General features: G+C 71.5%; 24 protein-coding genes. 12 read left to right on the forward strand and 12 right to left on the reverse strand.

Annotation, left to right across the window (positions count from 1 at the left end; genetic code table 11):
* The gene (locus RUR_RS14740; RefSeq protein WP_283135584.1) at positions 1-480 is read right to left on the reverse strand and encodes a DUF1003 domain-containing protein; all 480 of its coding nucleotides are present in this window, start codon (positions 478-480) and stop codon (positions 1-3) included.
* The gene (locus tag RUR_RS14745) at positions 467-1,729 is read right to left on the reverse strand and encodes a magnesium transporter MgtE N-terminal domain-containing protein (RefSeq protein WP_283135585.1); all 1,263 of its coding nucleotides are present in this window, start codon (positions 1,727-1,729) and stop codon (positions 467-469) included. The genes RUR_RS14740 and RUR_RS14745 overlap by 14 nt, the downstream gene beginning before the upstream one ends.
* A 133-nt stretch (positions 1,730-1,862) precedes the next feature.
* Between RUR_RS14745 and RUR_RS14750 the strand changes: the two genes are divergently transcribed.
* Positions 1,863-2,849 (forward strand): EamA family transporter, encoded by a 987-nt coding sequence (locus RUR_RS14750; protein ID WP_283135586.1) that lies wholly within the window; start codon positions 1,863-1,865, stop codon positions 2,847-2,849.
* A gap of 34 nt (positions 2,850-2,883) precedes the next feature.
* Here RUR_RS14750 and RUR_RS14755 read toward each other — a convergent pair whose 3' ends face one another.
* Positions 2,884-3,246, reverse strand: a complete 363-nt coding sequence (locus RUR_RS14755; protein WP_283135587.1) for a hypothetical protein — start codon at positions 3,244-3,246, stop codon at positions 2,884-2,886.
* A complete protein-coding gene (locus tag RUR_RS14760) occupies positions 3,243-3,827 on the reverse strand; it encodes a biotin transporter BioY (protein WP_283135588.1) in 585 nt (194 codons plus the stop codon). The genes RUR_RS14755 and RUR_RS14760 overlap by 4 nt, the downstream gene beginning before the upstream one ends.
* Positions 3,828-4,035: 208 nt before the next feature.
* On the opposite strand from RUR_RS14760, the gene RUR_RS14765 reads away from it, so the two are divergent.
* From RUR_RS14765 to RUR_RS14780, 4 genes are all read left to right on the forward strand, one after another.
* Positions 4,036-4,989 carry an HpcH/HpaI aldolase/citrate lyase family protein gene (locus tag RUR_RS14765; protein WP_283135589.1) on the forward strand — a complete coding sequence of 318 codons (954 nt, stop codon included), beginning with the start codon at positions 4,036-4,038 and terminating at the stop codon, positions 4,987-4,989.
* Between the two features lie 168 nt (positions 4,990-5,157).
* Complete coding sequence (locus RUR_RS14770; protein WP_283135590.1) at positions 5,158-6,234, forward strand: CPBP family intramembrane glutamic endopeptidase; 1,077 nt, start codon at positions 5,158-5,160, stop codon at positions 6,232-6,234.
* Between the two features lie 20 nt (positions 6,235-6,254).
* The gene (locus RUR_RS14775; RefSeq protein ID WP_283135591.1) at positions 6,255-7,301 is read left to right on the forward strand and encodes a DUF2332 domain-containing protein; all 1,047 of its coding nucleotides are present in this window, start codon (positions 6,255-6,257) and stop codon (positions 7,299-7,301) included.
* Positions 7,302-7,676: 375 nt separating this feature from the next.
* A complete protein-coding gene (locus RUR_RS14780; RefSeq protein ID WP_283135592.1) occupies positions 7,677-10,793 on the forward strand; it encodes a hypothetical protein in 3,117 nt (1,038 codons plus the stop codon).
* Here the strand turns inward: RUR_RS14780 and RUR_RS14785 are convergent.
* The gene (locus RUR_RS14785; RefSeq protein ID WP_283135593.1) at positions 10,783-11,172 is read right to left on the reverse strand and encodes an NUDIX hydrolase; all 390 of its coding nucleotides are present in this window, start codon (positions 11,170-11,172) and stop codon (positions 10,783-10,785) included. The two genes, RUR_RS14780 and RUR_RS14785, sit on opposite strands and share 11 nt — an antisense overlap.
* Before the next feature lie 61 nt (positions 11,173-11,233).
* On the opposite strand from RUR_RS14785, the gene RUR_RS14790 reads away from it, so the two are divergent.
* From RUR_RS14790 to RUR_RS14805, 4 genes are read left to right on the forward strand one after another with little or no spacing between them, the layout of a single operon-like run.
* Complete coding sequence (locus RUR_RS14790) at positions 11,234-11,860, forward strand: DUF6758 family protein (protein WP_283135594.1); 627 nt, start codon at positions 11,234-11,236, stop codon at positions 11,858-11,860.
* Positions 11,857-12,729 (forward strand): PHP domain-containing protein, encoded by an 873-nt coding sequence (locus RUR_RS14795; RefSeq protein WP_283135595.1) that lies wholly within the window; start codon positions 11,857-11,859, stop codon positions 12,727-12,729. The genes RUR_RS14790 and RUR_RS14795 overlap by 4 nt, the downstream gene beginning before the upstream one ends.
* 28 nt (positions 12,730-12,757) lie before the next feature.
* On the forward strand, positions 12,758-13,471 hold the full coding sequence (locus tag RUR_RS14800) for an MBL fold metallo-hydrolase (protein WP_283135596.1): 714 nt from the start codon (positions 12,758-12,760) through the stop codon (positions 13,469-13,471).
* 60 nt (positions 13,472-13,531) lie between these two features.
* Positions 13,532-14,380, forward strand: coding sequence for a RecB family exonuclease (locus tag RUR_RS14805; protein ID WP_283135597.1), 849 nt, complete (start codon positions 13,532-13,534; stop codon positions 14,378-14,380).
* Here RUR_RS14805 and RUR_RS14810 read toward each other — a convergent pair whose 3' ends face one another.
* Together RUR_RS14810 and RUR_RS14815 are read right to left on the reverse strand one after the other, a co-directional pair.
* On the reverse strand, positions 14,381-15,280 hold the full coding sequence (locus tag RUR_RS14810) for an alpha/beta fold hydrolase (RefSeq protein ID WP_283135598.1): 900 nt from the start codon (positions 15,278-15,280) through the stop codon (positions 14,381-14,383).
* Between the two features lie 118 nt (positions 15,281-15,398).
* A complete protein-coding gene (locus RUR_RS14815) occupies positions 15,399-17,021 on the reverse strand; it encodes a DEAD/DEAH box helicase (RefSeq protein WP_283135599.1) in 1,623 nt (540 codons plus the stop codon).
* Between the two features lie 371 nt (positions 17,022-17,392).
* Between RUR_RS14815 and RUR_RS14820 the strand changes: the two genes are divergently transcribed.
* Entirely contained in the window at positions 17,393-18,043 is a 651-nt protein-coding gene (locus tag RUR_RS14820) for a ferritin-like fold-containing protein (protein WP_283135600.1), read from the forward strand.
* Positions 18,044-18,413: 370 nt separating this feature from the next.
* On the opposite strand, the gene RUR_RS14825 is transcribed toward RUR_RS14820, so the two are convergent.
* The 5 genes from RUR_RS14825 to ligD (RUR_RS14845) form a co-directional block, all read right to left on the reverse strand.
* Positions 18,414-18,644 carry a DUF3107 domain-containing protein gene (locus tag RUR_RS14825; protein WP_283135601.1) on the reverse strand — a complete coding sequence of 77 codons (231 nt, stop codon included), beginning with the start codon at positions 18,642-18,644 and terminating at the stop codon, positions 18,414-18,416.
* Between the two features lie 90 nt (positions 18,645-18,734).
* A complete protein-coding gene (locus RUR_RS14830) occupies positions 18,735-19,355 on the reverse strand; it encodes a TetR/AcrR family transcriptional regulator (RefSeq protein ID WP_283135602.1) in 621 nt (206 codons plus the stop codon).
* Between the two features lie 79 nt (positions 19,356-19,434).
* Positions 19,435-19,641, reverse strand: coding sequence for a hypothetical protein (locus tag RUR_RS14835; RefSeq protein ID WP_283135603.1), 207 nt, complete (start codon positions 19,639-19,641; stop codon positions 19,435-19,437).
* 52 nt (positions 19,642-19,693) lie between these two features.
* A complete protein-coding gene (gene ligD, locus RUR_RS14840) occupies positions 19,694-20,560 on the reverse strand; it encodes a non-homologous end-joining DNA ligase (protein WP_283135604.1) in 867 nt (288 codons plus the stop codon).
* On the reverse strand, positions 20,557-21,525 hold the full coding sequence (gene ligD, locus RUR_RS14845; RefSeq protein ID WP_283135605.1) for a non-homologous end-joining DNA ligase: 969 nt from the start codon (positions 21,523-21,525) through the stop codon (positions 20,557-20,559). Before ligD (RUR_RS14845) ends, ligD (RUR_RS14840) begins: the two co-directional genes overlap by 4 nt.
* A gap of 69 nt (positions 21,526-21,594) precedes the next feature.
* Between ligD (RUR_RS14845) and ku the strand changes: the two genes are divergently transcribed.
* On the forward strand, positions 21,595-22,524 hold the full coding sequence (gene ku / locus RUR_RS14850; RefSeq protein ID WP_283135606.1) for a non-homologous end joining protein Ku: 930 nt from the start codon (positions 21,595-21,597) through the stop codon (positions 22,522-22,524).
* Between the two features lie 12 nt (positions 22,525-22,536).
* Positions 22,537-23,436 carry an alpha/beta fold hydrolase gene (locus tag RUR_RS14855; protein WP_283135607.1) on the forward strand — a complete coding sequence of 300 codons (900 nt, stop codon included), beginning with the start codon at positions 22,537-22,539 and terminating at the stop codon, positions 23,434-23,436.
* The last annotated feature ends 15 nt before the right edge of the window (positions 23,437-23,451 follow it).

A 23,451-nucleotide genomic window follows, 5' to 3' on the forward strand; every position in this document is an offset into this window, starting at 1 on the left:
TCAGACCCCCGAGTCCCGGGGGGCGGTGATCTCGTCGCTGAGCCGCTGGAGTTCGCCGCGGAGGAAGTCCCGGGTGGCGACCTCGCCGAGCGCGCTCCGCAGGGCGGCGATCTCCCGGACCAGGTACTCGATCTCCGCCTGGTTGCGTTCGGCGGCCTGCCGGTCGTGTTCCCCCTGGACCTGGTCCCGGTCGGTCTGCCGGTTTTCCGCGAGCAGGATCAGCGGCGCGGCGTAGGACGCCTGAAGGGAGAGCATGAGGGTGAGGAAGATGAACGGGTACGAGTCGAACTTCCACGGCGTCAGCACGTTCCAGATGAGCCAGACCAGGATGAAGACGGTCATGTAGACGAGGAACCGCGCGGTGCCGATGAAGCGGGCTATCCGTTCGGCCATCCGGCCGAACGTCTCCTGGTCGTAGTGGGGCCGGGGCAGCGTACGGCGCCGCTCGCGCGGTTGGTCGAGCCGGTCACGGGGTGCCATCGGCACCGCCTTCGCGGTCTTCGGCACGCCAGTCCTCGGGGAGCATGTGGTCGAGGACGTCGTCCACGGTGACCGCGCCGAGCAGGCGGCCGTCGTCGTCGATCACCGGGGCGGCGACCAGGTTGTAGGTGGCGAAGTAGGAGGCCACCCCGGGGAGCCGGATCCCGGCGCGCAGCGGGTCGACGGTCCGGTCGACGACCCCGCCGACCAGGGTGGATGGGGGTTCCCGGAGGAGGCGCTGGAAGTGGGCGACGCCGAGGAACCGGCCGGTCGGGGTCTCGGCGGGGGGCCTGGACACGTAGACCTGGGCGGCGAGCGCCGGGGTGAGGTCGGGGTTGCGGACGGCGGCGAGCGCGTCGGCGACGGTGGCGTCCGGGGTGAGGATCACCGGGTCGGTGGTCATGAGGCCACCCGCGGTGTCCTCGGGGTAGGTGAGGAGCCGGCGTACCGGGTCGGCTTCGTCGGGCTCCATGAGCTGGAGCAGGCGTTCGGCCCGGTCGGGCGGGAGTTCGTGGAGCAGGTCGGCCGCGTCGTCGGGGTTCATCGCTTCGAGCACGTCGGCGGCGCGTTCGGCGTCGAGGGTGTCGAGGATCTCCACCTGTTCGTCTTCGGGGAGTTCTTCCAGCAGGTCGGCGAGGCGTTCGTCCACGAGCGCGGCCGCGACCTGGGCGCGTCTGCGGAGGGGCAGGGAGCGGAGCGCGTTGGCCAGGTCGGCCGCTCTCAGCGTCTCGAAGGCGGCCAGCAGGTTGGCCGTGCCCTGGTCGGCCTGGAGTTCGCCGAAGCCGGTGACGTCGGCCCAGTCGACGATCTTCGTTTCCTGTCTTCGCCGGGACCGGCGCCGGAACCCGATCCCGGTTTCGACGGGCACGACGGCGACTTTGGAGATCACCCAGTCGGGTGGCCGCAGCCGCTCCATGGCCAGGTCGAGAACGGTCACGGTCTTCGTGCCGACGGCGACCCGGAGGTCGAGGAGTTCGGCGATCGCCAGGGTCTCGGACGCGCGCTGCTCGAAGCGGCGCATGTTGATCTGACCGGTGAAGATGACGGCGCCCACCTGGATAGCGGTGACCCTGGTGATGGGGAGGAACACCCGGCGGCGGGGCTGGACTTCGACGACGAGCCCGTGGACGCGGGGCGGCTGGCCGGGGGCGCGCAGCCCGACCACGATGTCCCGTACCCGCCCGATCTGGTCGCCCGCGGGGTCGAAGACGGCGACGCCGGCCAGCCGGGCGATAAAGATCCTGCCCATAGAGGCAGCGTAGCGAGCGGGGTTCCCCTGCCGGTGCTCCGGGACACGGGTTCGGGTCCGCGCGGGCGACAGCACCAAAGTTACTTGACACTCATTACGGATAATTGGGACAGTTTCCCGGGAGGTGTGGTGGATGCGGCGGGTAGGGCTTGTTCTGGCATTGGTGTCGGTGGTGTGCTTCGCGTTCTCCGGACCGGCGGCCAAGCTGCTCAACCAGGCCGGGCTCACCTCGCTCCAGGCCGTGTGGATCCGGGTCCTGTTCGCCGCGGTCCTGATGTTCGCCGGGGTGGCGGCGCTAAAGCCGCAGGCGCTGCGCATCCCCCCGGGACGCCTCCGACACCTCGTCGGATACTGCCTCGTGGGCGTCGCCGGGACCCAGCTTCTGTTTTTCGCGGCGATCACCCGGCTCCCCGTCGGGATCGCCCTGCTGATCGAGTACACCGGGCCCGTCCTGGTGGTGCTCTGGGTCAGGTTCGTGCGCCGGACGCGGCTGTCGGTCGGTGCCTACCTCGGTTCGGTCGTCGTCCTGATCGGCCTCGCCGTCGTCGTGGAGGCGTGGCAGGGGATCACCCTGGACGTCGTCGGCATTCTGCTCGCCCTGGGCGCCGCCGCGGGTCTGGCCGGGTACTTCCTGCTCAGCGACGGCCACGGCAACGACATGGACCCACTGGGGCTGATCTCCTGGGGGTTCGTCGGCGGAGCGTTCGTCCTGGCGCCGCTCGCCACCCCGTGGTCCCTGCCGTGGGCCGCGTTCGGGGATTCGGTCTCACTCGGCGACCTGTCGATTCCGGTGGCGTTCGCGGCGGGCTGGCTCGTCGTGGTGGGCACGGTGGTCGCCTACACCACGGGGGTCATGGCCGTCCGGCGGTTGTCGGCGGCCGTCGGGGCGACCGTCGCCTCCCTGGAGGTGGTGGCCGCCTCCGTCGTGGCCTTCCTCGTCCTCGGCGAGCGGCTCGGCCCGTTCCAGATCCTCGGCGGCCTGATCGTGCTCGTCGGGGTCTTCTTCGCCCAGCGGGCGACGGTACGGCTGCCGCAGGCCGGGCCCGTACCCGATCACGAGTCCGTTGAAGTGGACCCGTCCCCGGGCGCCCGGCCCGCCCTCCGCGGCGCGAGCGGCTAGACCGCCGGCCCGCGGAGCCCGTACGGCATGGGGGTCAGGTGCCTGTGGGGCGGAGTTTGAGGACGGTGGACTCGGCGGCCCAGCGCGCGGGCATGGACTCGGTGTCGGGGGCGTTGAGGCGCTCTTTGGCGAGGACGGGGACCGCGGCGTCCCACTCCTTCGTCCCCGGGGCCACCACGGTGACCTCGGCCTCGAAGGTGATGAGCGCACCCCCGGAGTCCTTGCTCCGCAGTGTCACCGGTGTCCGGGGCGTCGTGGCGAGGCCGGGCAGTCGCTGCTCGGCCCCGCCGGTGACCAGGTAGATCGCGCCGTCATGCCAGACGTGCCAGGCGAGGCGCGATCCGACCCACAGCACACCCGATTTCTTGGCTGCTTCTTCGATCAGCGGCAGGCTCACCGCTCCAGCTTGCCACGCCCTCCGGCCAGCTTCCAGGCGGCGGGGAGCAGGCCCGCGGCAAGAGCGATCTTGATGCCGTCGCCGATGAGGAACGGGACGACGCCCTTGGCGAGCGCGGTGGACAGGTCCATGCCGGTCGAGCTCATCAGCCACGGCACGCCGACCGCGTAGATGAGCAGGGTGCCCAGCGCCATCGTCACCACGGTGCGCACGACCGTGCGGTCCCCGCCGCGCCGGGCGAGCGCGCCGACCACGACGGCGGCGAGGAGGAACCCGAACACGTAGCCGAGGGTCGGCACCGCCCATCCGGAGTTGCCTCCGGCGAACCACGGAACCCCGGCCACGCCGGCGGCGAGATAGAGGACCATGCTGAGCGCGGCGCGGTGGAAGCCGAGCGCGGCGCCGGAGAGCAGCACGACGAGGGTCTGGAAGCTGAAGGGCACGACCGTGCCGGGTATGGGGAAGGTGAGCTGCGCGGAAATGCCGGTGAGCACGGCTGCGCCGACCACCAGGCCGACGTCCCTGACGAGCTTGCCGGGCACAAGATCCGACAAAACCGGGACAGTCTGCGTATTTGCCATGATTTCCTCCTAATCCACACCTATTCTTCGGGTAAGGGGTCGCTTACCGGTACGCCACCCCGGTCAACAACCGCGAGATCCCTTTGTGGGTCTTCTACAGGCGACCGCCGGAGTCCCGATCGAGCGGGCGCCGAGTCGACCACAGCGTGCCGTCCGGCCTCGGCTAGCGTGGACGTCACCCGGCAACTCTGGAGAAAGGACCGCCTAGATGGGGTCGAGCCCGCGTTCCCGCCGTTCGTGCCTGGCCGTGCCCGGAAGCAACCCGCGCTTTCTGGAGAAGGCGCAGGGGCTCGCGGTGGACGAGGTCTTCCTCGACCTGGAGGACGCGGTCGCCCCCCTCGCCAAGGAGCAGGCCCGCAAGAACGTCGTCGCCGCCCTCCGCGAGGGCGACTGGAGCGGCAAGATCCGTGCCGTACGGGTCAACGACCTCGCCACCCGGTGGACCTACCGGGACGTCATCGAGGTGGTCGAGGGCGCGGGCGACCGCCTGGACTGCCTCATCCTGCCGAAGGTGCAGGACCCGGCCCAGGTGCGGTGGCTGGACATCCTGCTCACCCAGATCGAGAAGACGGTCGGCCTGCCCGTGGGCCGGATCGGGGTGGAGGCGCAGATCGAGGACGCCCGGGGTCTGGTCAACGTGGACGCGATCGCCGCGAGCAGCCCCCGCCTGGAGGCGCTCGTCTTCGGCCCCGCCGACTTCATGGCCTCGATCAACATGCGCACGCTCGTCGTCGGCGAGCAGCCTCCCGGATACACCGAGGGCGACGCGTACCACTACATCCTGATGCGGATCCTGCTGGCGGCGCGTACCTGTGATCTCCAGGCCGTGGACGGTCCCTATCTCAAGATCCACGATGTGGAGGGCTACCGGCGGGCGGCCCGGCGCTCGGCGGCGCTCGGCTTCGACGGGAAGTGGGTGCTCCACCCCGCCCAGGTGGCGGCGGCCAACGAGGTGTTCTCCCCGGACCAGGACGCCTTCGACCAGGCCGAACTGATCCTCGCCGCCTACGAGCACGCCACGGGCCACCGGCTGCGCGGCGCGGTGATGCTCGGCGACGAGATGATCGACGAAGCCTCCAGGAAGATGGCCCTGGTCGTCTCGGCCAAGGGCCGGGCCGCCGGCATGACCCCCACCAAGACCTTCGAACCCCCGCCGGAGTGAGGGGCCTTTGGTCCGGACGTCTGCGACGCGTCCGGCCCGCCGATTCGGGCGCGCGTCACGCGCGTCGGTCCGCACGTCCCCATGCCGGAGACGGTAGGACGGAACACCGCGGACCCCCGGCCGCGACATACAACCGATCAAGAAAGACCACATATGCAGGAGTCGCAGATGTCCGGACCCGACCGTGAGCCCGATTCGAATCCTCCGGACGGGCGCGCTTCGGAGCCGGCCGTGCCCGAGGGCACCGGGGGCTTGAGCGGAGGACCGGAGGGTACGGGCGTGCCGCTGGGGTACGGTCCGCCCCCCGGCCCGCCCGCCATGCGTCCGGCGCCCCAGGTGCGCACGTCCTGGACGGTGTCCGCGCCGCCCGGGACGCCCTACCACCGGCTCGGCCGCACCCCGCTGCACCGCTGGTGGCGTCCGGTCCTCGGCACCGGGCTGGTGGTCGGCGGCGCACTGGTCACCACCATGCTGACGATCTTCGTCGGAATACTGATCGCCTATGCGGGAGGGATCTCGGTCTTCCCCGGGGGCAGGCTGTTCGGGGAGCCCCTGCTGGAGCTGGGCGTCACCCTGGCCGGGCTGGCGCTCGTGCTCCCGGTGGTGTTCTTCACGGTCTGGTTCGTGGGGCGCCGGCCACCCGGCACCGTCTCCTCGGTGGCCGGGCGGCTGCGCTGGCGGTGGATGCTGCTGTGCTCGGCGGTCGCGGTGGTGGCGGTGGTCCTCGCCCAGCTCGCGGTGCTGCTGACCCTCACCCTCTCCGGCGGCCGGTCCGAGACCGTGTTCGGCTGGGTGGGCTGGGAGCGGTTCCTGCCCGCGTTGATCGTGACGCTCCTGCTGGTGCCGTTCCAGGCGGCCGCCGAGGAGTACGCGATCCGGGGCTGGCTGCTTCAGGCGTTCGGGTCCTTCTTCCGCAACCCCTGGCCGGGCATCCTGCTGGGGTCCGTGGCGTTCACCTACCTGCACGCGTACACCGACTGGGGCATCGTGGACGTCTTCACCTTCGGGGTGGTGGCCGCCTGGCTCACGGTCCGCACCGGCGGGCTGGAGGCGGCGATCGCGCTGCACGTGGTGAACAACGTGGTGGCGTTCGGGGTGACCGCCGCCGCGGGACAGCTGGAGTCGGCGCTGAAGCAGGGGGCGGTGCCGTGGCAGTCGATCGTGGGCACGGTCGTCCAAATGGCGATCTTCACGATCTGCGTGGTCGTTCTGGCTCGGCGCAAAGGGGTGCGCACGACGTCCTGAACGGCCGGGAGAGGAGGGCCATGTCGGCGAAGGTGTTGTCGGAGCGCCTGCTCAGGCAGGCACGGGCGTGTGCGTCGCTGGGTTCGCCGATGTACGCGAACCTGCTGGAGCGGGCCGCCGAGGACGTCGTACGGGACGGGATCACCGCCGAGGTGCTCGCCGGTCACGAGCATGAGCACGATCGGTCCGCGCTGGAACTGCGGCTGCTCGGGGTGGTGCATCGGATGGTGCTGGAGGGCAGGCTGCCCGAGCTGGCGGCCCACTATCCGAGCGCCGGGGGCGCACGCGATCCGCTGCTGGCCTGGCCGGTGTTCGCCGGGGTGCTGGCCGAGTACCGCGACGAGATCCGGTCCGGGCTCGGCGCGCCGCCGCAGACCAACGAGATCGGCCGTTCGGTACCGCTGATCGGCGGGCTTCGGCACGTGGCGGCCGCGACCGGGCTGCCCATCCGGCTGCTGGAGATCGGCAGCAGCGCCGGTCTGAACCTCCGGGCCGACCGGTTCCGCTACCGGGACGGTCCGTGGTCCTTGGGCCCCGAGGGTTCTCCGGTGGTGTTCGAGGAGGTCTGGGAGCCCGGGCGGGGGCCGCAGGGGGAGACCCCGGTGGTGGTGGACCGGGTGGGGTGCGACGTCGCCCCCATCGACCCCACGACCCGGCAGGGCCGGTTGCGGCTGCTCTCCTACGTCTGGCCCGACCAGCCTGACCGGATCGCCCGGCTTCGCGCGGCCTGCGAGGTGGCGGAGGAGACCCCCGCGCGTCTGGTCAGGGCGGGCGCCGCGGACTTCCTCGCCGGGATCGTCCTCAAGGGAGGTCAGGCCACCGTGGTCTGGCATTCGGTGATGCGGCAGTACGTCTCCGACGGAGAGTGGGCGCGGACCGAGGGGGAGCTCGCCAGGCTCGCCGCCGCGGCCGAGGTGGACCGCCCCTTCGGGTACGTCACCTTCGAGCCTCGCTCGAACCGGGATCGTCGTCTGGTCTACGCGGTCGCCGTCCGGTTGTGGCCGGGTGGCGAGGAGCGCATCATCGGCGAGGCCGCCGCGCACGGGATCCCCGCGACCTGGTACTGACCGCTCCGGCGCCTTGAGATAGCGGACAACCAATGTCAATGCCGACAATCGGTGTGCCTTAGATATGTCGTGTCCTAAAACTCAACAATTCCCCGCTAATCACCTTGAGTTCGGTGGAGAAGACAACCGGGAAAGATGCCAGAAAGGAGGGCAAGTTGATCTTGTGGTGGCGCGGGAACCCCGTCCCGGTCTAGCTTCTTGGCTCCGGGAAGTGAGCACGCATGGCGATCTGGGTATCAGTATGATCATGCGTAATTTGCCACAAGCGAGGGTCAATGTGGCAGATGCGCGGTGCTGCTGGCGTACGGTCCAAAATTGCGGCGTATAGGCGGCAATTCCGGGCCACGGTACGCTGCCGACAAGGAGGTGCTACGCGTGGCCTCGGACCCCCAGGATCCGCGCTCGCCGTGGTCGTCGCCGAGTGAGTCCGGCGACCGCGCCGGTCCGCCGCAGGGCCGATCCCGTGGCCTCCCCGAGACACCGCCGGCGCTGGAGCACGCGCCACCGGGCCCGGAGGGCGAGCGGGCGCCGGCGGGCGGTGACCGCGAATCGCCGTGGACCCTGCCGCCCTTCACCCCGTCGCCGGAGCCGAGCCGGGTCCGGCCCTACATCCAAGGTGAGTCCGCACCCCCGGTGATGTGGGCCGGCGAACCCCTGGCCGCCCCCGACGGGACGGGCGATCCGCCGGTCGCCGGACCCCCGGAGGAGAGGGACGGCGCCACCCGGGAAGGCCGGAGAGGCCGCCCGTACTCCCGGCCCTACGCGGCGGCGCCGACCGAGCCCGACGAGGACCTCGCCCCCTGGGGCCCGTGGGACAGGCGGGTGGCCTCGGGGCCTCCCGCCGGATCGCACCACGCGACCGCGGAGCCCGTACCGGAGGTCCTCCCCGGCGCGGCGGCCGCGCCCGGGCGTCCCGAGGACGGGGCCGGACCGCCCGAGGTGCTCCCGCCCGCCCTGCCCGAGCTGTCCCGCCGCCGCAGCGGCCCGACCCCGCCCAAAGGCCCCGGCAGGGGCGCCCGGCGGTTCGGCCCGCCCGAGCTCGACGACGAGGACTGGCTCGATCCGGCGGAAGACGACGACGGGGTGCCCGTCGAGGGCGGGTTCGACCCGGTGCCGGAGGACGTCCTCGCCGCCGACGGAACCCGCCGCAGGCCCACGGGCAGGCACAAGCGGCGCGGCTTCGGCGACATACCGCCGGAACGGCGCAGGCTGCTCGTCCCGATCGTCGTCGTCGCCGGTGTCGCGGCGCTGGCCGGGGCCGGGGCGCTGGTGCTGAACGCCTGGAGCACCCCGCCGGAGAAGTCCCTGATCGCCTTGGCGGCCGGGGAGGCGCGGCTCGGCGACGCTCAGTTCAAACCGCCGCCGGACGTCCGGGGCGACGGCGCCCGGCAGGTGCTCAACGGCGCCGCGGCGTGGGGGTCGACCGTCGTGGTCGTGGGCAGCGACTCCACGGCACCGGTGCCGCGGCCCCTGTTCATCGTCTCCGTCGACGGGGGGAAGCGGTGGCGGCTCGGCCAGGTGACCGGTTCCTCCGGGTCCGGCCTGGTCGGGCGGGTGGTGGGCGGAGCCGGCGGCTGGCTGGCGATCAGCACGGACGCGGGCGGCCCGGGGCCGCGCGGAATGTGGGTGAGCAAGGACGGGCAGAGCTGGGCCGGCGTGGACTCGGCCCGCCTGACGGCGTTCGGCCCGAACGAGCTCGTCCACGACGTCGTCCGTACCCAGAGCGGATATCTCGTGGTCGGGGCCTCGGCCCCCGGGGCCGACGGGCGCCGGGGACCGGCGGCCTGGACCTCGCCCGACGGAATCGGCTGGAAGCGCGTGGATCCCTCGCAGATCGGCGCGTCGAGTGTGCTCGGCGGAATCCGGGCGGTCGTGGCGCGGGGGGACTCGGTGGTCGCCCTCGCCGAGGCCGCGGGCGATCCGCGGTCCTCGATCCTGATGATGTCCCCGGACGGGGGACAGCGGTGGCAGCGGGTCGGCGGACGGTTCGGCCGGCTCCGCCCGGAGTCCGGCGGTCTGGCGCTCGCCCGCGGCGGCTTCGTCCTCCTGCCCGCCTTTCAACGGCCCGCCGGATCCCGTAAACCCGTGCCGGTCTACTGCTCGCGGGGCGGGGTGGAGTGGAAGGAATGCGGCGGCCTGGACGGACTCGCCGCCGACGGCCTGGGCGTCCGCGACCTGACCACCTCCAAGGCGGGGATGGCCGCGCTGGTGGAGACCGGGCTGCGCCGCTTCGCCGTCTACACCAGCACCGACGGCAGGCGCTGGCGCCGGTCGACGGACCTGGGCTCGGTCTCCGGACGCCTGCGCGGCCTGGCGCTGACCGACGGCGGCACCGTCGTGGTGGGCGGGGACGAGAAGGTCGGGGACCTGGACAACCGCCCGGTCCTGCTCACCGCGGCGAAGGGCCGCCGGACCGCCGTACGGGTCCCACCGCAGCGGATCCCCGGGTTGCGCCTCGCCTCCCGCGGGATCTACCGGCTCGCGGTGGGGGCACAGGACCGGATGGCGGTGGTCGGCGGATCCGCCGGCGACGCGGCGGTGTGGACGAGCCCGAACGGGAACACCTGGTCCAGGGCACGCGGCGGCCGCGCGGTGTTCGGCGGGGACAACCGCCAGGAGCTGCTGGACGTCGTCTCCGGGCCGCACGGCTGGCTGGCGGTGGGGAGCACGCAGACGACCCCCTCCAGGACCGAGCCGCTGCTGGTCGCCTCCGCGGACGGCGTCACCTGGCGCAAGGTCTCGGTCCGCGGGGATCAGCCCGCCGACCATCCCGCGCTCCGGGCGTTCGCCGTGGCGGCGGGCCCCAAGGGCTACGTCGTCGCCGGGGAGGACCAGAGCACGACCGCGACCGTCGCCGCGCTCTGGCATTCGCCCGACGGCAAGCGGTTCACCCGGGTAACTCCCCCCAATGGGGGACAGGGCGTCCGCATCCACGACGTCGCCGCCACCCCCGGTGGTTTCGCCGCCGTGGGCGGCACCGGCTCCGGCGACCGGGAGAAGGGCGTGGCCTGGGTCTCAGCCGACGGGGTGACCTGGAGTCCGGCTCCGTGGATCGTCCCGGAGGAGGCCGCCGGCGCCGGGCTCCGGCACGTGGTCGCGCGGGGTCCGGAGCTGGTCGCGGTCGGCACGGCGCTGCAGGACGGGCGCAGCCGCCCGTTCGCCGCGCTCTCGGCGGACGGCGGGCGGGAGTGGAGCACCCACTTGCTGCCGGCCGACGAGCCCGCGAACGTCGACGATCTCGCGGCGGGGCCGGACGGGCTGGTCGCCGTGGGGTCCGCGGGCCCGCCCGGTGCCGAGGACAGTGCGGCGTGGGTGTCGGTGGACGGCCGGACCTGGGAGAGCCAGACCTTCGCCGCGGTCGACCTGATGGGGGCCGGTGTGCAGCGACTCGGCACCGTCGCGGTGAGCGGCAACCAGGTGGTGGCGATCGGCCGGAGCACCACCTATTCGGCGGACCACCTGACGGTGTGGCGGACGAGCCTCAACCGATGAGATCCCATTCCCGGAGCGCGTCCAGCAGGCCGGGGACGAGCGGCATCCGGACCAGGTCGTCGTCGGGGAACCAGCCCGCGTCGACGGCGTCGTCCCCGGCGCGGAGCCGCCCCGCCGTCACCGAGGCGAGATAGTCGTAGATCTCGTAGACGCCGTGCTCGGCGGGTCGCTCGACCCGCCCGGCCAGCCGTCCCACGGTGACGGTGAGCCCGGTCTCCTCGCGGAGCTCGCGGATCACGGCGGCCGTGTCGGACTCGCCCGGCGCGACCTTCCCGCCGGGGAGTGACCAGAGCCCGGCTCCCGGCGGGTTGGCACGGCGAATGAGCAGCAGCCGGTCCTCGCCGTCCCGGACCACCGCGCCGACACATCGAACACGCACGGAACCAAGATTACGGGGAAGTAAGCTTGAGAGGGGAGGCGAGAGGGCACTGTCAGAAATCATGAGAGCCGCGCCCAGGTGTCCGCGGTGTTTCCGCCCGCTGCACGCGCCGGATCTGTGGTCCAGCGCGTGGCGCTGTGATGCGCACGGGGAGGTTCTCCCGTACCGGCCCGCACGCCCCTCGCCGGAGGCGATGGCCGAGCTCCGGCGATTCACCCGGGTTCCGCTGTGGTTGCCGTGGCCGCTCCCGACGGCGTGGCTGGTGACGGGGTTCGGCACCGCGGGGGACGAGCGTACCGGCGGCCGGGCGGGTGTGGTGGCGCTCTCCGGTCCCTCCTTCTCCGACGGCCCCGCCGACCTGCTCCTCATCGCGGAGGAGCCGGGGACGGGTTTGGGGGCCGCGTTCGCCGGTTTGGAGGGGCCCGACCCCGGGGCCGGCTTCGATCAGGGGCCGCCCCACGCGAAGGTGGACGTCTTCGGTCGCCCGACGCCGCTGTGGTGCGTGGATTCGGCGGAGGACCGGGCCGTCTACGTGGGGGAGGCACTGGGCAACTGGCTGTGGGCCGTGGCCTGGCCGGCCGACGCGGGGTGCCTGGTGGCCATCGAGCGTCTCGCCCTTTCCGATCTCCGGGAATACGACCCGGACGTCCCGTTCGGCGCGACCACCCCACGGATAGGAGAGCTTTGACCGGACCCCGCATCGATCTGCACAGCCACAGCAACGCCTCCGACGGCACGGAGCCGCCCGCCGGCGTGGCCCGGCGGGCGAAGGCCGCCGGGCTCGACGTTTTCGCCCTCACCGATCACGATACGGTCTCCGGGCTCGCCGAGGCGGGCGCCGAGGCGGCGCGGCTGGGCATCACCCTGATCCCGGGGATGGAGTTGTCCTGCCGACGCGACGGCCGCGCCATCCACCTTCTGGTCTACCTCTTCGATCCCGGCCACCCCGAGCTGGCCGCCGAGTGCGCGCGGATCAGGGACGCCCGGGTCGGCCGGGCCAGGGACATCGTGGACCGGCTGATCGGGCTCGACGTCCCGATCACCTGGGATCGGGTCGCCGCGCTGGCCGGCGGCGGGGTGGTGGGCCGGGCGCACATCGCCAGGGCGATGGTCGAGGTCGGCGTGATCGACACCGTCCAGGACGCGTTCACCCCGGAGTGGATCGGTACGGGCGGGCGCGCCCACGTGACGCGCTACGCGCTCGACCCCGCACCCGCCGTACGACTCGCGCGGGCCGCGGGCGGTGTGCCGGTGCTCGCGCACGCGTGGGCGCCGACCAGGGGCGGCGCGATGCCGGCCGAGTGGCTCGCCGAGCTGGCGGAGGCGGGGCTGTTCGGCGTGGAGGCGGACCATCCGCAGCACGATCCGGCCGCCCGGGCCGAACTGCGCGGCCTGGCCAAGGAGCTGGGGCTGGCCGTCACCGGCTCCAGCGACGACCACGGGGAGTTCACCGGCCACCGCCTCGGCTGCGAGACCACCTCCCCCGAGACGCTGGAGAGGCTGATCGCCGAGGCTCGGGGAGCGTCGGGCCCAACGACGCCGGAGCGCTTATCGTGAGCCGCCCGCGCCGGTAAGGTCTCATGGCGTGACAGCGCGCATTGAGAAAGTCGTGACCACCGGAACCGTGAGCATCGACGACGTCGAGCACGAGGTGGAGAACAACACCTGGATCATCGGGGACGACGACGAGGTCATCGTCGTCGACCCGGGCCGGGACCACGAAGCGATCCTGAAGCAGGTGGGTGAGCGGGTCGTGCTCGCCGTGATCTGTACACACGGGTTCGCCGATCATGTCGGCGCGGCCCTGGAGGTGGCCGAGCGTGACGAGGCCATGGTGGCGCTCCACCCCAAGGACCGGATCCTGTGGCGCGAGACCTGGGCGGACACCACCCCGGACATCGACATGGAGGAGGAGGGCCGCTTCCAGGTGGCCGACGTGGAGCTGGAGGTGCTGCACACCCCGGGGGTCAGCGCCGGCGGCACCGCGCTCCTGTGCGAGGGCCTGCAGGCGGTCTTCACCGGCAAGACGTTGAACGCAGACGGCCCCGGCCGTCTCGGCGGGGTCTTTCCCGACCTGTCCCTGGAGCTCACCACGATCGGGGAGAAGCTCTTCACCCTCTCCGGCGACACCCGCGTCCTGCCGGCGCACGGCGAGGAGACGACCATCGCCGACCAGGAGCGTCACTTCGACGACTGGATCGCCGGCCGGCTCGAGTCCAAGGATCAGGACGACCCGGACGACGAGGATGAGGACGACGACGAGGACGAGGACGAGCAGGAGGAAGCCGACGGCAAGTGAGGCGGCCGCGCCCGGGAACCCCCGGCCTGGGCGTGCGCCGCGGCTGAGAGCGGAGCGAGCATGACGCAGCTGGGACTGGAGGGGATGCCGAGCAGGCTCTACCCCTGTACTCCGGCACGCCTGAACACCTGGCTGGACTGCCGGAGACGTTACCGGTTCACCTACCTTGACCGGCCCACGCCGCCCAAGGGCCCCCGGTGGGCGCACAACAGCGTCGGCTCCTCGGTGCACAACGCGCTCGCGGGCTGGTGGCGGCTGCCTCCGGCCCGGCGCGACCCCGCCGCGGCGGAGCGGCTCGTGTTCACCGGCTGGATCTCCGAGGGTTTCCGGGACGAGCGGCAGTCGGCGGCCTGGCGGTCCCGGGCGCAGGGGATGGTGTCGGCCTACGTGTCCGGGCTGGATCCGGCCGACGAACCGGTGGGCGTGGAACGCACGGTGGCCGCCAAGACCGCGGTGATCGCGGTCTCCGGCCGGGTCGACCGGCTGGACCGGCGCGGTGACGAGCTGGTGGTGGTCGACTACAAGACGGGCCGGCGTGCGCTCACGGTCGACGACGCCCGGTCCTCCCTCGCGCTGGCGATCTACGCGATGGCCTCCGCGCGGATGATGCACCGGGTCTGCCGCCGGGTCGAACTCCACCATCTCCCCTCCGGGTCGGTACTCGCCTGGGAGCACACGCCGGAGTCGCTGGCCCGGCACGTGGAGCGGGCCGAGCAGGTGGCCGTGGAGGCGTCGGCCGCGGACGAGGCATATCGGGACGGAGCGGGTACGGAAGGGCTGTTCGCCCCGAATCCCGGACCGCTCTGCGGGTGGTGTGACTTCCGGCAGAGCTGTCCGGAGGGGATGCGGGCCGCGCCCGCCCACCGGCCGTGGGCGGGCCTGCCGGAGGACGACGGCCCGGCGGCCTGATCAGCCGGCCGCCGACCGCCGCACGGTGGGGGCGGAGGCGATCGCGCTGCGCTCGGCTTCGCTCCAGAACCGGTTGAGCGCGGCGGCCGTGGTCTCGGGGGCCTCCACACAGGGCGAGTGGGCGGCACTCGGCACGACCACGCATTCGGCGTTCAGGCGCTGGGCCATCTCGGCTTGGACCAGGGGGGACCAGACGTCGTCGCGCTCGCCGCACAGCACGAGTTTGGGCACCTGGTGCTCGGCCAGCTCGTCGCAGCGGTCCGGGGCGGAGAGCAGCTCCCGGCACATGCCGATCAGGCCGGCGGTGGAGTTGGCGAGCATGCGCTTGCGGAGGAAGTCGATGACGTCGTCCGGGGTTCCGGAGGCGATGGCGTCGGGCTCCATCCGGGTGTTCCAGATCGTCTCGATCCCCTCGACGGGCAGTCGCTCGATGAGCATCCGGGCGCCCCCTCGCCGGCTGCCGGTGAGGGCCGCGGGACCGGAGCTCATCAGGGTGAACGAGGCGACGCCGACCTTGCCGGCCAGGACGGTTTCCCGGCAGACCAGGCCGCCGAAGGAGTGCCCGACCAGGTGGACCGGCTCGCCGAGCGAGGCGATGATCGATTCGATGTCCTCGCCGAGTGCCGCACAGCTGTAGGCGAGGGGGTCGTCGGGGCCGATGGTCTCGTACTGCCCGCGCATGTCGATCGTGAGGATCCGGCGCCCGGCCTGGGCGAGGGTCTGGAGCACGGAGATGAAGTCCTCCTTGCTCCCGGTGAGGCCGGGGACGAGCAGGGCGGGCCATCTCTCCGCGACACCGTTGACCGGCAACGCCTCCAGGGCTGCGAAGGTGCCGGTCTCGGTGCGAACCGCGTACGGGCTCACGCCCGGCGGCAGGGTAAGGAATCGCGGCGTACTCACGTGGCACCACGATACCCAGCGTCCTGGGGGAGGACACCGGCTAAATATCTTTGTTGGTTACCTTGGTGGTGGTCCGGTCCGGGACGGCACGCGATGGCCTGCACGGGCTGTCATCCCCTCAGACACGGCGACCGGTCCGTGCCCTACGCCGTACGGGGCGTGCCGTGGGCGACGGGGGGAAGTCGTCGAAGTCGAAGTCGTCGTCCGGATGGTCGGTGTCCTGGGGGGCCTGGTTCGGCGGGGCCAGGAAGGTGATGGTGAACGGTGAGGTGGGGGCCGCGATCGGGAGCACCTGCCGGGCCACGGTCACGGTCACCGTCTCCTCGGGGGCCGGAGCGGCCTCCTCGGCGATGGGGGCCTCCACGGCGATGGGGGCCTCCACGGTCGCCGGCTCAAGGCTCTGGCCACCCCGGGTACGGCGCCGCTCGCGCGGGGTCCGCGGCGGCCGGTCGGCCGGTCGCTCCTCGGCCGATCGGGAACCCCGGCCACGGGCGGACCGGGTGCGGCCGGTCTCGCCGAGATCCTCGATCTTCTCGGCGTCGAGCCCGGCCCGGGAACGCCGGGCGTGCGGCAGCACCCCGCGGGTTCCGTCCGGGATCCCGAGTACGGAGAACAGGTGCGGCGACGTCGAATACGTCTCCTCCGGGTCGGCGAAGTCCAGGTCGAGCATCTTGTTGATGAGCTTCCAGCGGGTCAGCTCGTCCCACTCGACGAAGGTCACCGCGACGCCGGTGCGCCCGGCCCGGCCGGTACGGCCGATCCGGTGGACGTAGGTCTTGTCGTCCTGGGGCGAGTCGTAGTTGACCACATGGGTGACGTCGTCGATGTCGATGCCCCGCGCGGCCACGTCCGTGGCGACCAGGACGTCCACCTTGCCGGCCCGGAACGCGCGGAGCGCCTGCTCCCGCTGTCCCTGACCGAGGTCGCCGTGGACCGCCGCCGCGGCGAACCCGCGGACGTGCAGCTCGTCGGCGACCATGTCGACGGCGCGTTTGGTCTCGCAGAAGACCATGGTCAGACCCCGGCTCTCCGCCTGCAGGGCTCGGCTGAGAATCTCGATCTTGTCCATGCGGTGGGTCCGCCAGACGTGCTGAACCGTCTTCGACGTGTCCTCGGCCTCCGCCGAGGTCTCGGCGCGCACGTGCATGGGACGGGTGAGGTACCGCTTGGAGAGCGCGACGATCTCACCGGGCATCGTGGCCGAGAACAGCATGGTCTGGCGCTTGGCCGGGACCGCCGCGACGATCCGCTCGATGTCCGGGAGGAAGCCCAGGTCGAGCATGCGGTCCGCCTCGTCGAGGACGAGCACGGCCACCGAGGCGAGGTCCAGGTGGCGCTGCTGGAGCAGGTCGAGCAGTCGGCCGGGGGTGCCCACGACGACGTCGACCCCCTCGTTCAACGCGGCGATCTGCGGTTCGTAGGCGCGTCCGCCGTAGACGCTGAGCACCCGGGTGCCGAGCTTGCCACCGGCGAGCACCAGGTCCTCGGTGACCTGAATGGCGAGCTCACGGGTGGGGACTACGACCAATCCGCGCGGCGGGACGCCAACTCCCTTGGGTTGGGAGGAGGAACGGCCACGTCTGCGGCCTCCCGCGACCTCCGGTTCCACGGGGGTCGGGAGGCTGGGCGCGATGCCGTTGATGCGCTGGAGCATGGCCACACCGAAGGCATAGGTCTTGCCGGTTCCGGTGCGGGCCTGCCCGATGACGTCGTGACCGCTGATCGCGATCGGCAGCGCCATCTCCTGGATTGGGAACGGGTGGATGATGCCTTCGGTCTCAAGGGCATCGGCGATCTCTGGAATGACTCCGAGGTCTCGGAAACTCGTCAGCGTGTCCTGCCTAGGTTTCGAGCGGAGATCGGCTTCCGGGGCCTGCGGTGGCGCTGATCCCCCCAATGCCCGCCGGGCCCGCGCGGAAACGTCACTCCGATGCGGAAGCGACCTACCGATGTCACCTAGCCGGCTGACGCCTGAACGCGAGTTTTTCCCCGGGGTTAACACTACGCGGTCGCACTTTCACACAGTAGTGTACTCGATAGCACAAGAGACAATCGATTTCCGCATGTTTGCGATAGCCGACAGTGCGTAGTCGCTCGTCGTACCCTGCACTCATGACTGAGAAATCCTCCGGCGTCGTTGATCTCTTAGGTGTGCTCACCTACGCTGAGCTGACCGGATTCCTAAGAATGGCGCAGGATGCCACCCTTGCGCCGACGCTGGCCGACTGCGCGGCGCTCAGTGATCTGGCCGCCGCCGAGTACGCCCACTTCCGGCTCCTGCGTGATCATCTTTCCTCGCTCGGGGTGAACCCCGAGGAGGCGATGGCTCCCTTCACCGAGGCGCTGGACGCGTTTCACGCGCAGACCGCGCCGGGGGACTGGCTGGAGGCGTTGGTCAAGGCCTATGTGGGTACGGGCATCGCCGGCGACTTCTACCGGGAGGCGGCGAGCCGGGTCGACGAGAAGGTGTCCGACCTCGTCGACGAGGTGCTCGCGGACGCCGACCGATCGGAGTTCGTGGTGGAGCGGGTCCGGGCCGCGATCGAGGCGGACCCGAAGATCGCCGGACGGCTCGCGCTCTGGGCCCGGCGGCTGGTCGGCGAGGCACTCAGTCAGGCGCAGCAGGTGGCGGCCCAGCGGGAGTCCCTCGCCCTGCTCCTCACCTCCGACCCCGATCCCGCCGACATCGGGCGGATGTTCGCCCGGTTGACGGAAGGCCACAGCAAGCGCATGGCCTCGCTCGGCCTTTCCGCCACCGCGTAACGGGGGCGGTCTCCGCATCGAGCGGCGCGTGGCCGGGAAACGGTTGTACCGTTCGAGTATGAGGGCCTCGCGCCGCCACGGCAGTTTCCTGATGAGATGTGGGCCGAATCGCCGGTCTTCCCGCGCTGTCCTGCACAGAATGAGCGCGGGTTGTCCGGTGACCAGCCCGAGATTGCACGGGGTCAGGACCAGTGAGGAGCTCAGGCGTCCTTACGGTTGCACCTTCGAGGACGGTTTCGGGATCGGCCACGGGCACCCCGTCTGACACCCGGTTCCGCACACCACCCGGTTTCCGAACACCTTCGCTCCCGGCGCCGAGAGCGCGCGCCACGGCACGCATCCCCGGCGCCCGGCCGGAGGAGGGGGCAGGCTAGAGCATGCCGGCGAAGCCCGCCATGCGCGGCTCTTCCTTGCCCATCTCGATGTACCCCAGGGACGCGACCGGAACGACGATCCGCCGGCCGCCCGTGTCGGTGATGGCGAAGACGCCTCGCTCGACGGCGAGCGCGTTTCTGAGCGCGTCCTCCACCTGCTCCATGGTCATATCGGTCTCCACGATGAGTTCGTGGTGGACCGACTTCACGGCGATTTTGATTTCCACGTCGTTCCCTTCACCCGCCCGGCTCTGCCGGTTCCCATGCTCGCTTGTCGGGCGCCGCTCGCGCACCGGGAATCGCGGCGAGCGAACACCTCAGGTGGTCCTGGGGAAGTCTCCGATTCCACGCCAGGCCAGCCGGGCCATGAGCCCCTCGGCGGTGTCCCTGGGGATGGAGCCGTAGGTGGAGAGCCAGTAGCGGGCGCTCACCTCGCACATGCCGACGAGCCCCATGCCCAGCAGGTGGGCCTCGTCACTGGAGACCCCGGTGTCGACCTGGATGACCTGACTGACGAGCTCCGCGCACTCCTGCTGCATCCGTTCGACCCGCTCCCGGACGGCGGCGACGTGCCGGAGGTCGGTCTCGAACACCAGCCGGAACGCCTCGCCCTGCTCGGAGACGAAGTCGAAATAGGCCCCGAAGGTGGCGAGGACCCGCTGTTTGTTGTCGGTGGTCGAGGCCAGCGCGACCCGGCACCGGTTGACCAGCTCGTCGGCGTGCTCGTCGAGGAGGGCCAGATAGAGCTCCAGCTTCCCCGGGAAGTGCTGGTAGAGAACCGGCTTGCTGACGCCGGCCCGTTCGGCGATCTCGTCCATGGCCGCGGCGTGGTAGCCGTGCGCCACGAAGACCTCCTGCGCGGCGCCGAGGAGCTGACGGCGCCGGGCCAGACGCGGCAGCCGGGTGCCGCGGGGTCTGACATCCGGGGTAGTGGTCACGGCGTTCTCCGATGTCTCCTCGGCGCGGGAGGCGGCCCCCCCACGGCTTAGCCGTCATCCTACGCGTGAGTAGCGCAGGTCAGCGGTAGTCGTCCTCATCCTGCGGGACCGATCGCTTCTGATCCCCGGCGTCCGCCGGGTCCACCCCGAAGGGCACCTCCGCGGGCAGGTCGTCGTCCTCAAGGCGCAGGCTCCGCTGCTGCTCGACGGCGTCCGCCTCCGGAGTCTCGATCGCGATCTCGGCGGAGGAGGGCAGCTCTTCTCCCCGTACATCCATCTCCGACATCTTTGGCCTCCCTTGACGAAATGCTCCGGGTGAGCCTTGACCGCTGCTCTTCTCAATGTAGCCCCGCGAAGAGGTCCCCTTGGCCGGAGACCCTCTCCAGTACGTCGGGCGCGGTGAACCGCAGGCTCTCCGGACGGTCACAGCTCTCCACCTCTGCCCAGGCGATCGGGGTGGAAACCGTGGGTTCGGCGAGCCCGCGGAGCGAGTACGGGGCCACCGTGGTCTTGGCCGGGTTGTTCTGACTCCAGTCGATCAGCACCTTGCCGCCGCGCAGGCTCCTGGTCATCCGGCTGACGACGAGGCCGGGGTGCTCCCGTTCCAGCCGCTGCGCCAGCGTCTTGGCGTACCCTTCGGTACGGCCGCAGGCGGGGCCCCAGGGGACGTACAGCTGCATCCCCTTGCTCCCGCTGGTCTTGGGGTAGCCGCGGTGCCCGTCCTCCGTGAGGGTCTCGCGGAGCAGGAGGGCGACCCGGCAGCAGTCCACGATCGTGGCCGGCGGGCCCGGGTCGAGGTCGAAGACGAGGGTATCGGGGGGCTGCCCCACCCGCCACATCGGCACGTGGAGTTCGAGGGCGGCCAGGTTGGCGTAGTAGACCAGGGTCGGCAGGTCGTCCACGATCGAATAGTCGACGGTCTCCCGCCCGGAGCCGCGCGCCGAGACGGGCAGCCGCTCGGTGCGGACCCAGCCCGGGGTGTGCGCGGGGGCGTTCTTCTCGAAGAACGACGGGCCCTCGACCCCGTTCGGGTAGCGCTTGACGGTGAGCGGCCGGCCCGCCAGGTGCGGCAGGAGGACCGGGGCGATCCGCGTGTAGTAGTCGATCACTTCCCCCTTGGTGAACCCGGTCCGGGGGTAGAGCACCTTGCCGAGGTTGGACAGGCTGAGGACCCGGCCCTCGACCGTGACCCGGATCCGGGTCACGTCGCCTCCTCCGTGACCTCGCCGGGCTCCTTGTCCGGGCGCAGGCCCCGCCAGACCGGGTGGCGCAGGACGCCGGCGGTGGTCCACTCCGCGAATCCGACCTCGCCGACCAGGACGGGCTCCACCCATCGGGCGAGCGCCGCGTGCTCGCGGGGGACCCCCGCGGCGGCGGTGAAAGGGCTGGTGGCGCGGGGGATCGAGCGCATGAGGGCGGTGAGGTCGCGCAGCGTCGCGTCGGTGAACCCGGTTCCGACGTGCCCGCAGTACCGGAGTCCCGCGGGGTGGGGGATGCCCACCAGGAGCGATCCGAGGGTCTGGGATCGCCGTCCGGCGCCGGGTTTCCACCCGCCGACGACGACCTCCCGGGACTGGAGGATCTTGGTCTTGCGCCAGAGGCCGCTGCGCCGTCCCGGCAGGTAGGGGGAGTCCAGGCGTTTGCACACCACGCCTTCCAGCCGCCGGCTCCGGGCCGCGTGCAGGACGGCGCGGGCGGCGCCGGGGAACGACGGGGGGAGGCGCAGGAGCGGGTCGCCGGGGTCGAGTGCCTCCAGGGCGTGCCGCCGGTCGGTGTAGGGCATCCGCAGGGTGGACACCCCGTCCAGGTGGAGCAGGTCGAACGCGTAGTAGGCCACGGGAAACCGGGCGATCAGACGTCGGGACGGGGCGCGTACGTGCATGCGGTGCTGGAGGGCCGCGAAGTCGGGCCGGCCCTCGTCGTCGAAGGCCACGATCTCGCCGTCGAGTACGGCTTCCCGCCCGGTCAGCGTGGAGAGGGCGGCGAGTTCGGGGTATCCCTCGGTGATGTCCCGGTCACCGCGGGACATCAGGCGGACCGTCCCGCCGCGCAGGTAGGCGGGGGCCCGCACGCCGTCCCACTTGAACTCGGCGGCCCAGAGCGCCTCGTCCGCGGGCAGGTCGGCGGCGACCGCCAGCATCGGCCTGATCAAATACGGAAACTCCGCCATAAAAGCCCTTTACCCGGGCTTATGTCTTACTAAGGCGCAAATTTCCGCTTCTGCGGGTAAGGACCGGTCATGCGCAGCATCTGGAAGGGCGCCATCTCCTTCGGCTTGGTCATGATCCCCGTGAAGCTGTATTCGGCGACCGAGCAGCGAGACGTCTCCTTTCACCAGGTCCATCGGAAGGACGCGGGCAGGATCAAATACCGCAGGGTCTGCTCGGTCTGCGGGGAAGAGGTGTCCTACGGCGACATCGCGAAGGGCTTCGAGCTGCCCACCGGCGAGACCGTCGTGCTTGAGGACGAGGATTTCGCCAGGCTGCCGCTGACCACCTCGCGCCGTATCGACGTGCTGCAGTTCAGCCCGTTGGAGCAGGTCGACCCGATCTACTTCGCCAAGTCCTACTACCTGGAGCCCGAAGCCGTCGGCGTCAAGCCGTACGTCCTGCTCCGGGACGCGCTCGAGAACTCGGGCCAGGTGGCGATCGTGAAGGTGGCGCTGCGCCAGCGCGAGGCCCTGGCCACCCTCCGGGTGCGGGAGGGGGTCTTCGTCCTGGAGACGATGCTCTGGCCGGACGAGGTGCGCACCGCGGCGTTCGGGTTCCTGCAGGAGCCGGTGGACGTCCGGTCCCAGGAGCTGAAGATGGCCGAATCGCTGATCGACAGCATGGCCGCCGACTTCGATCCCGCCGAGTACAAGGACGCCTATCGGGAGGCCCTTGAGCAGGTCATCGAGGCTAAAGTGGAGGGCAAGGAAATCGTCGGACCGACTCCCGAGGGCGCGGAGGCCGGTGCCGGAGCCGACCTCATGGCGACCTTGCGCGCCAGCGTGGAGGCGGCCAAGCGGGAGCGCGCCGCGGCGGGGAAGGGCGAGGGGAAGGCGGAGAAGAAGGCCGCCGGTGGTTCCCCGGCGCGGGGCGGGCCGCGGAAGAAGGCCTCGGGAGAGCCGGATTCGGCGAAGGCGGAGGGAGAGCCGCGGCGGCGCCGTACGCGCAAGACGGCTTGATGGGAGGCGCAGATGGCCGAAACCATGGTGGACGGGGTGCTCCCGCAGTGGCCGGGGGAGCGGGTCGACCTGGGGGACCGGGTCGTCTTCGTCCGTTCGACGCCGGAGCTGGCGGGTGCGGAGCACGCAGTGTTCGTCCACGGTCTCGCCGGATCCTCGACCAACTGGACCGACCTCATGGGCGAGCTCGGCGACCTGGTCACCGGGCACGCGCTGGACATGCCGGGATTCGGTTCCTCACCGAGCACCGGCGACTACTCGGTGGACGCCCAGGTGTCGACGGTGGCGGGCTACATCCGGCGGCTCGGCGTTCCCATACACCTGTTCGGCAACTCGTTGGGGGGTGCCGTCTCCACCCGGCTCGCCGCCGAGCATCCCGACTTCGTCCGTACCCTCACGCTCGTCTCCCCGGCCCTGCCCGATCTGCTGCCGAGACCGGCACCGGTCCGTACGGCGGCCGCCGGGCTCCCCGGCATCGGCGCGTGGGCGGTCTCGCGGCTTCGCCGGCTGCCCCCCGAACGGCGGATCACCGCCACCCTCGCCATGATCTACGCGGACGCGCGGAGGGTGCACCCCCAGCGTTTCGCCGAGGCCGTCCAGGCGCTCGTCGACCGGGACGAGCTGGACTACTGCGACGAGGCCGTCGTCGGGGCGGTGCGGGGGGTGGTCACCGAGTACTTCCGCCGCGGCGAACGCAACCTGTGGCGCCAGGCCGCCCTGATCCAGGCGCCGACCCTGCTGATCCACGGGCGGCACGACCGGCTGGTCGACCCGCGGATGGCGACGCGGGCGTCCCGGGTGTTCCCCAGGGTCAAGGTCGTCCTGCTGCCCTACGCCGGGCACGTAGCCCAGATGGAGTATCCCGGGCTCGTGGCGCAAGAGGCCCGTGGGCTGATCACCTGCCCGAGTTGATTCCGGGCCACATGT

This window comes from Rhizohabitans arisaemae, assembly GCF_025996515.1.
Taxonomy (GTDB): domain Bacteria; phylum Actinomycetota; class Actinomycetes; order Streptosporangiales; family Streptosporangiaceae; genus Rhizohabitans; species Rhizohabitans arisaemae.

Bases quoted from the DNA above. Each gene is read 5' to 3' on its own strand.
- RUR_RS14760 (WP_283135588.1), bottom strand. From the start codon at position 3,827: ATGGCAAATACGCAGACTGTCCCGGTTTTGTCGGATCTTGTGCCCGGC.
- RUR_RS14745 (WP_283135585.1), bottom strand. From the start codon at position 1,729: ATGGGCAGGATCTTTATCGCCCGGCTGGCCGGCGTCGCCGTCTTCGAC.
- RUR_RS14750 (WP_283135586.1), top strand. From the start codon at position 1,863: ATGCGGCGGGTAGGGCTTGTTCTGGCATTGGTGTCGGTGGTGTGCTTC.
- RUR_RS14740 (WP_283135584.1), bottom strand. From the start codon at position 480: ATGGCACCCCGTGACCGGCTCGACCAACCGCGCGAGCGGCGCCGTACG.
- RUR_RS14820 (WP_283135600.1), top strand. From the start codon at position 17,393: ATGACTGAGAAATCCTCCGGCGTCGTTGATCTCTTAGGTGTGCTCACC.
- RUR_RS14790 (WP_283135594.1), top strand. From the start codon at position 11,234: ATGAGAGCCGCGCCCAGGTGTCCGCGGTGTTTCCGCCCGCTGCACGCG.
- RUR_RS14815 (WP_283135599.1), bottom strand. From the start codon at position 17,021: ATGGCGCTGCCGATCGCGATCAGCGGTCACGACGTCATCGGGCAGGCC.
- ku (WP_283135606.1), top strand. From the start codon at position 21,595: ATGCGCAGCATCTGGAAGGGCGCCATCTCCTTCGGCTTGGTCATGATC.
- RUR_RS14770 (WP_283135590.1), top strand. From the start codon at position 5,158: ATGTCCGGACCCGACCGTGAGCCCGATTCGAATCCTCCGGACGGGCGC.
- RUR_RS14765 (WP_283135589.1), top strand. From the start codon at position 4,036: ATGGGGTCGAGCCCGCGTTCCCGCCGTTCGTGCCTGGCCGTGCCCGGA.
- ligD (WP_283135605.1), bottom strand. From the start codon at position 21,525: ATGGCGGAGTTTCCGTATTTGATCAGGCCGATGCTGGCGGTCGCCGCC.
- RUR_RS14835 (WP_283135603.1), bottom strand. From the start codon at position 19,641: ATGTCGGAGATGGATGTACGGGGAGAAGAGCTGCCCTCCTCCGCCGAG.
- RUR_RS14805 (WP_283135597.1), top strand. From the start codon at position 13,532: ATGACGCAGCTGGGACTGGAGGGGATGCCGAGCAGGCTCTACCCCTGT.
- RUR_RS14775 (WP_283135591.1), top strand. From the start codon at position 6,255: ATGTCGGCGAAGGTGTTGTCGGAGCGCCTGCTCAGGCAGGCACGGGCG.
- RUR_RS14855 (WP_283135607.1), top strand. From the start codon at position 22,537: ATGGCCGAAACCATGGTGGACGGGGTGCTCCCGCAGTGGCCGGGGGAG.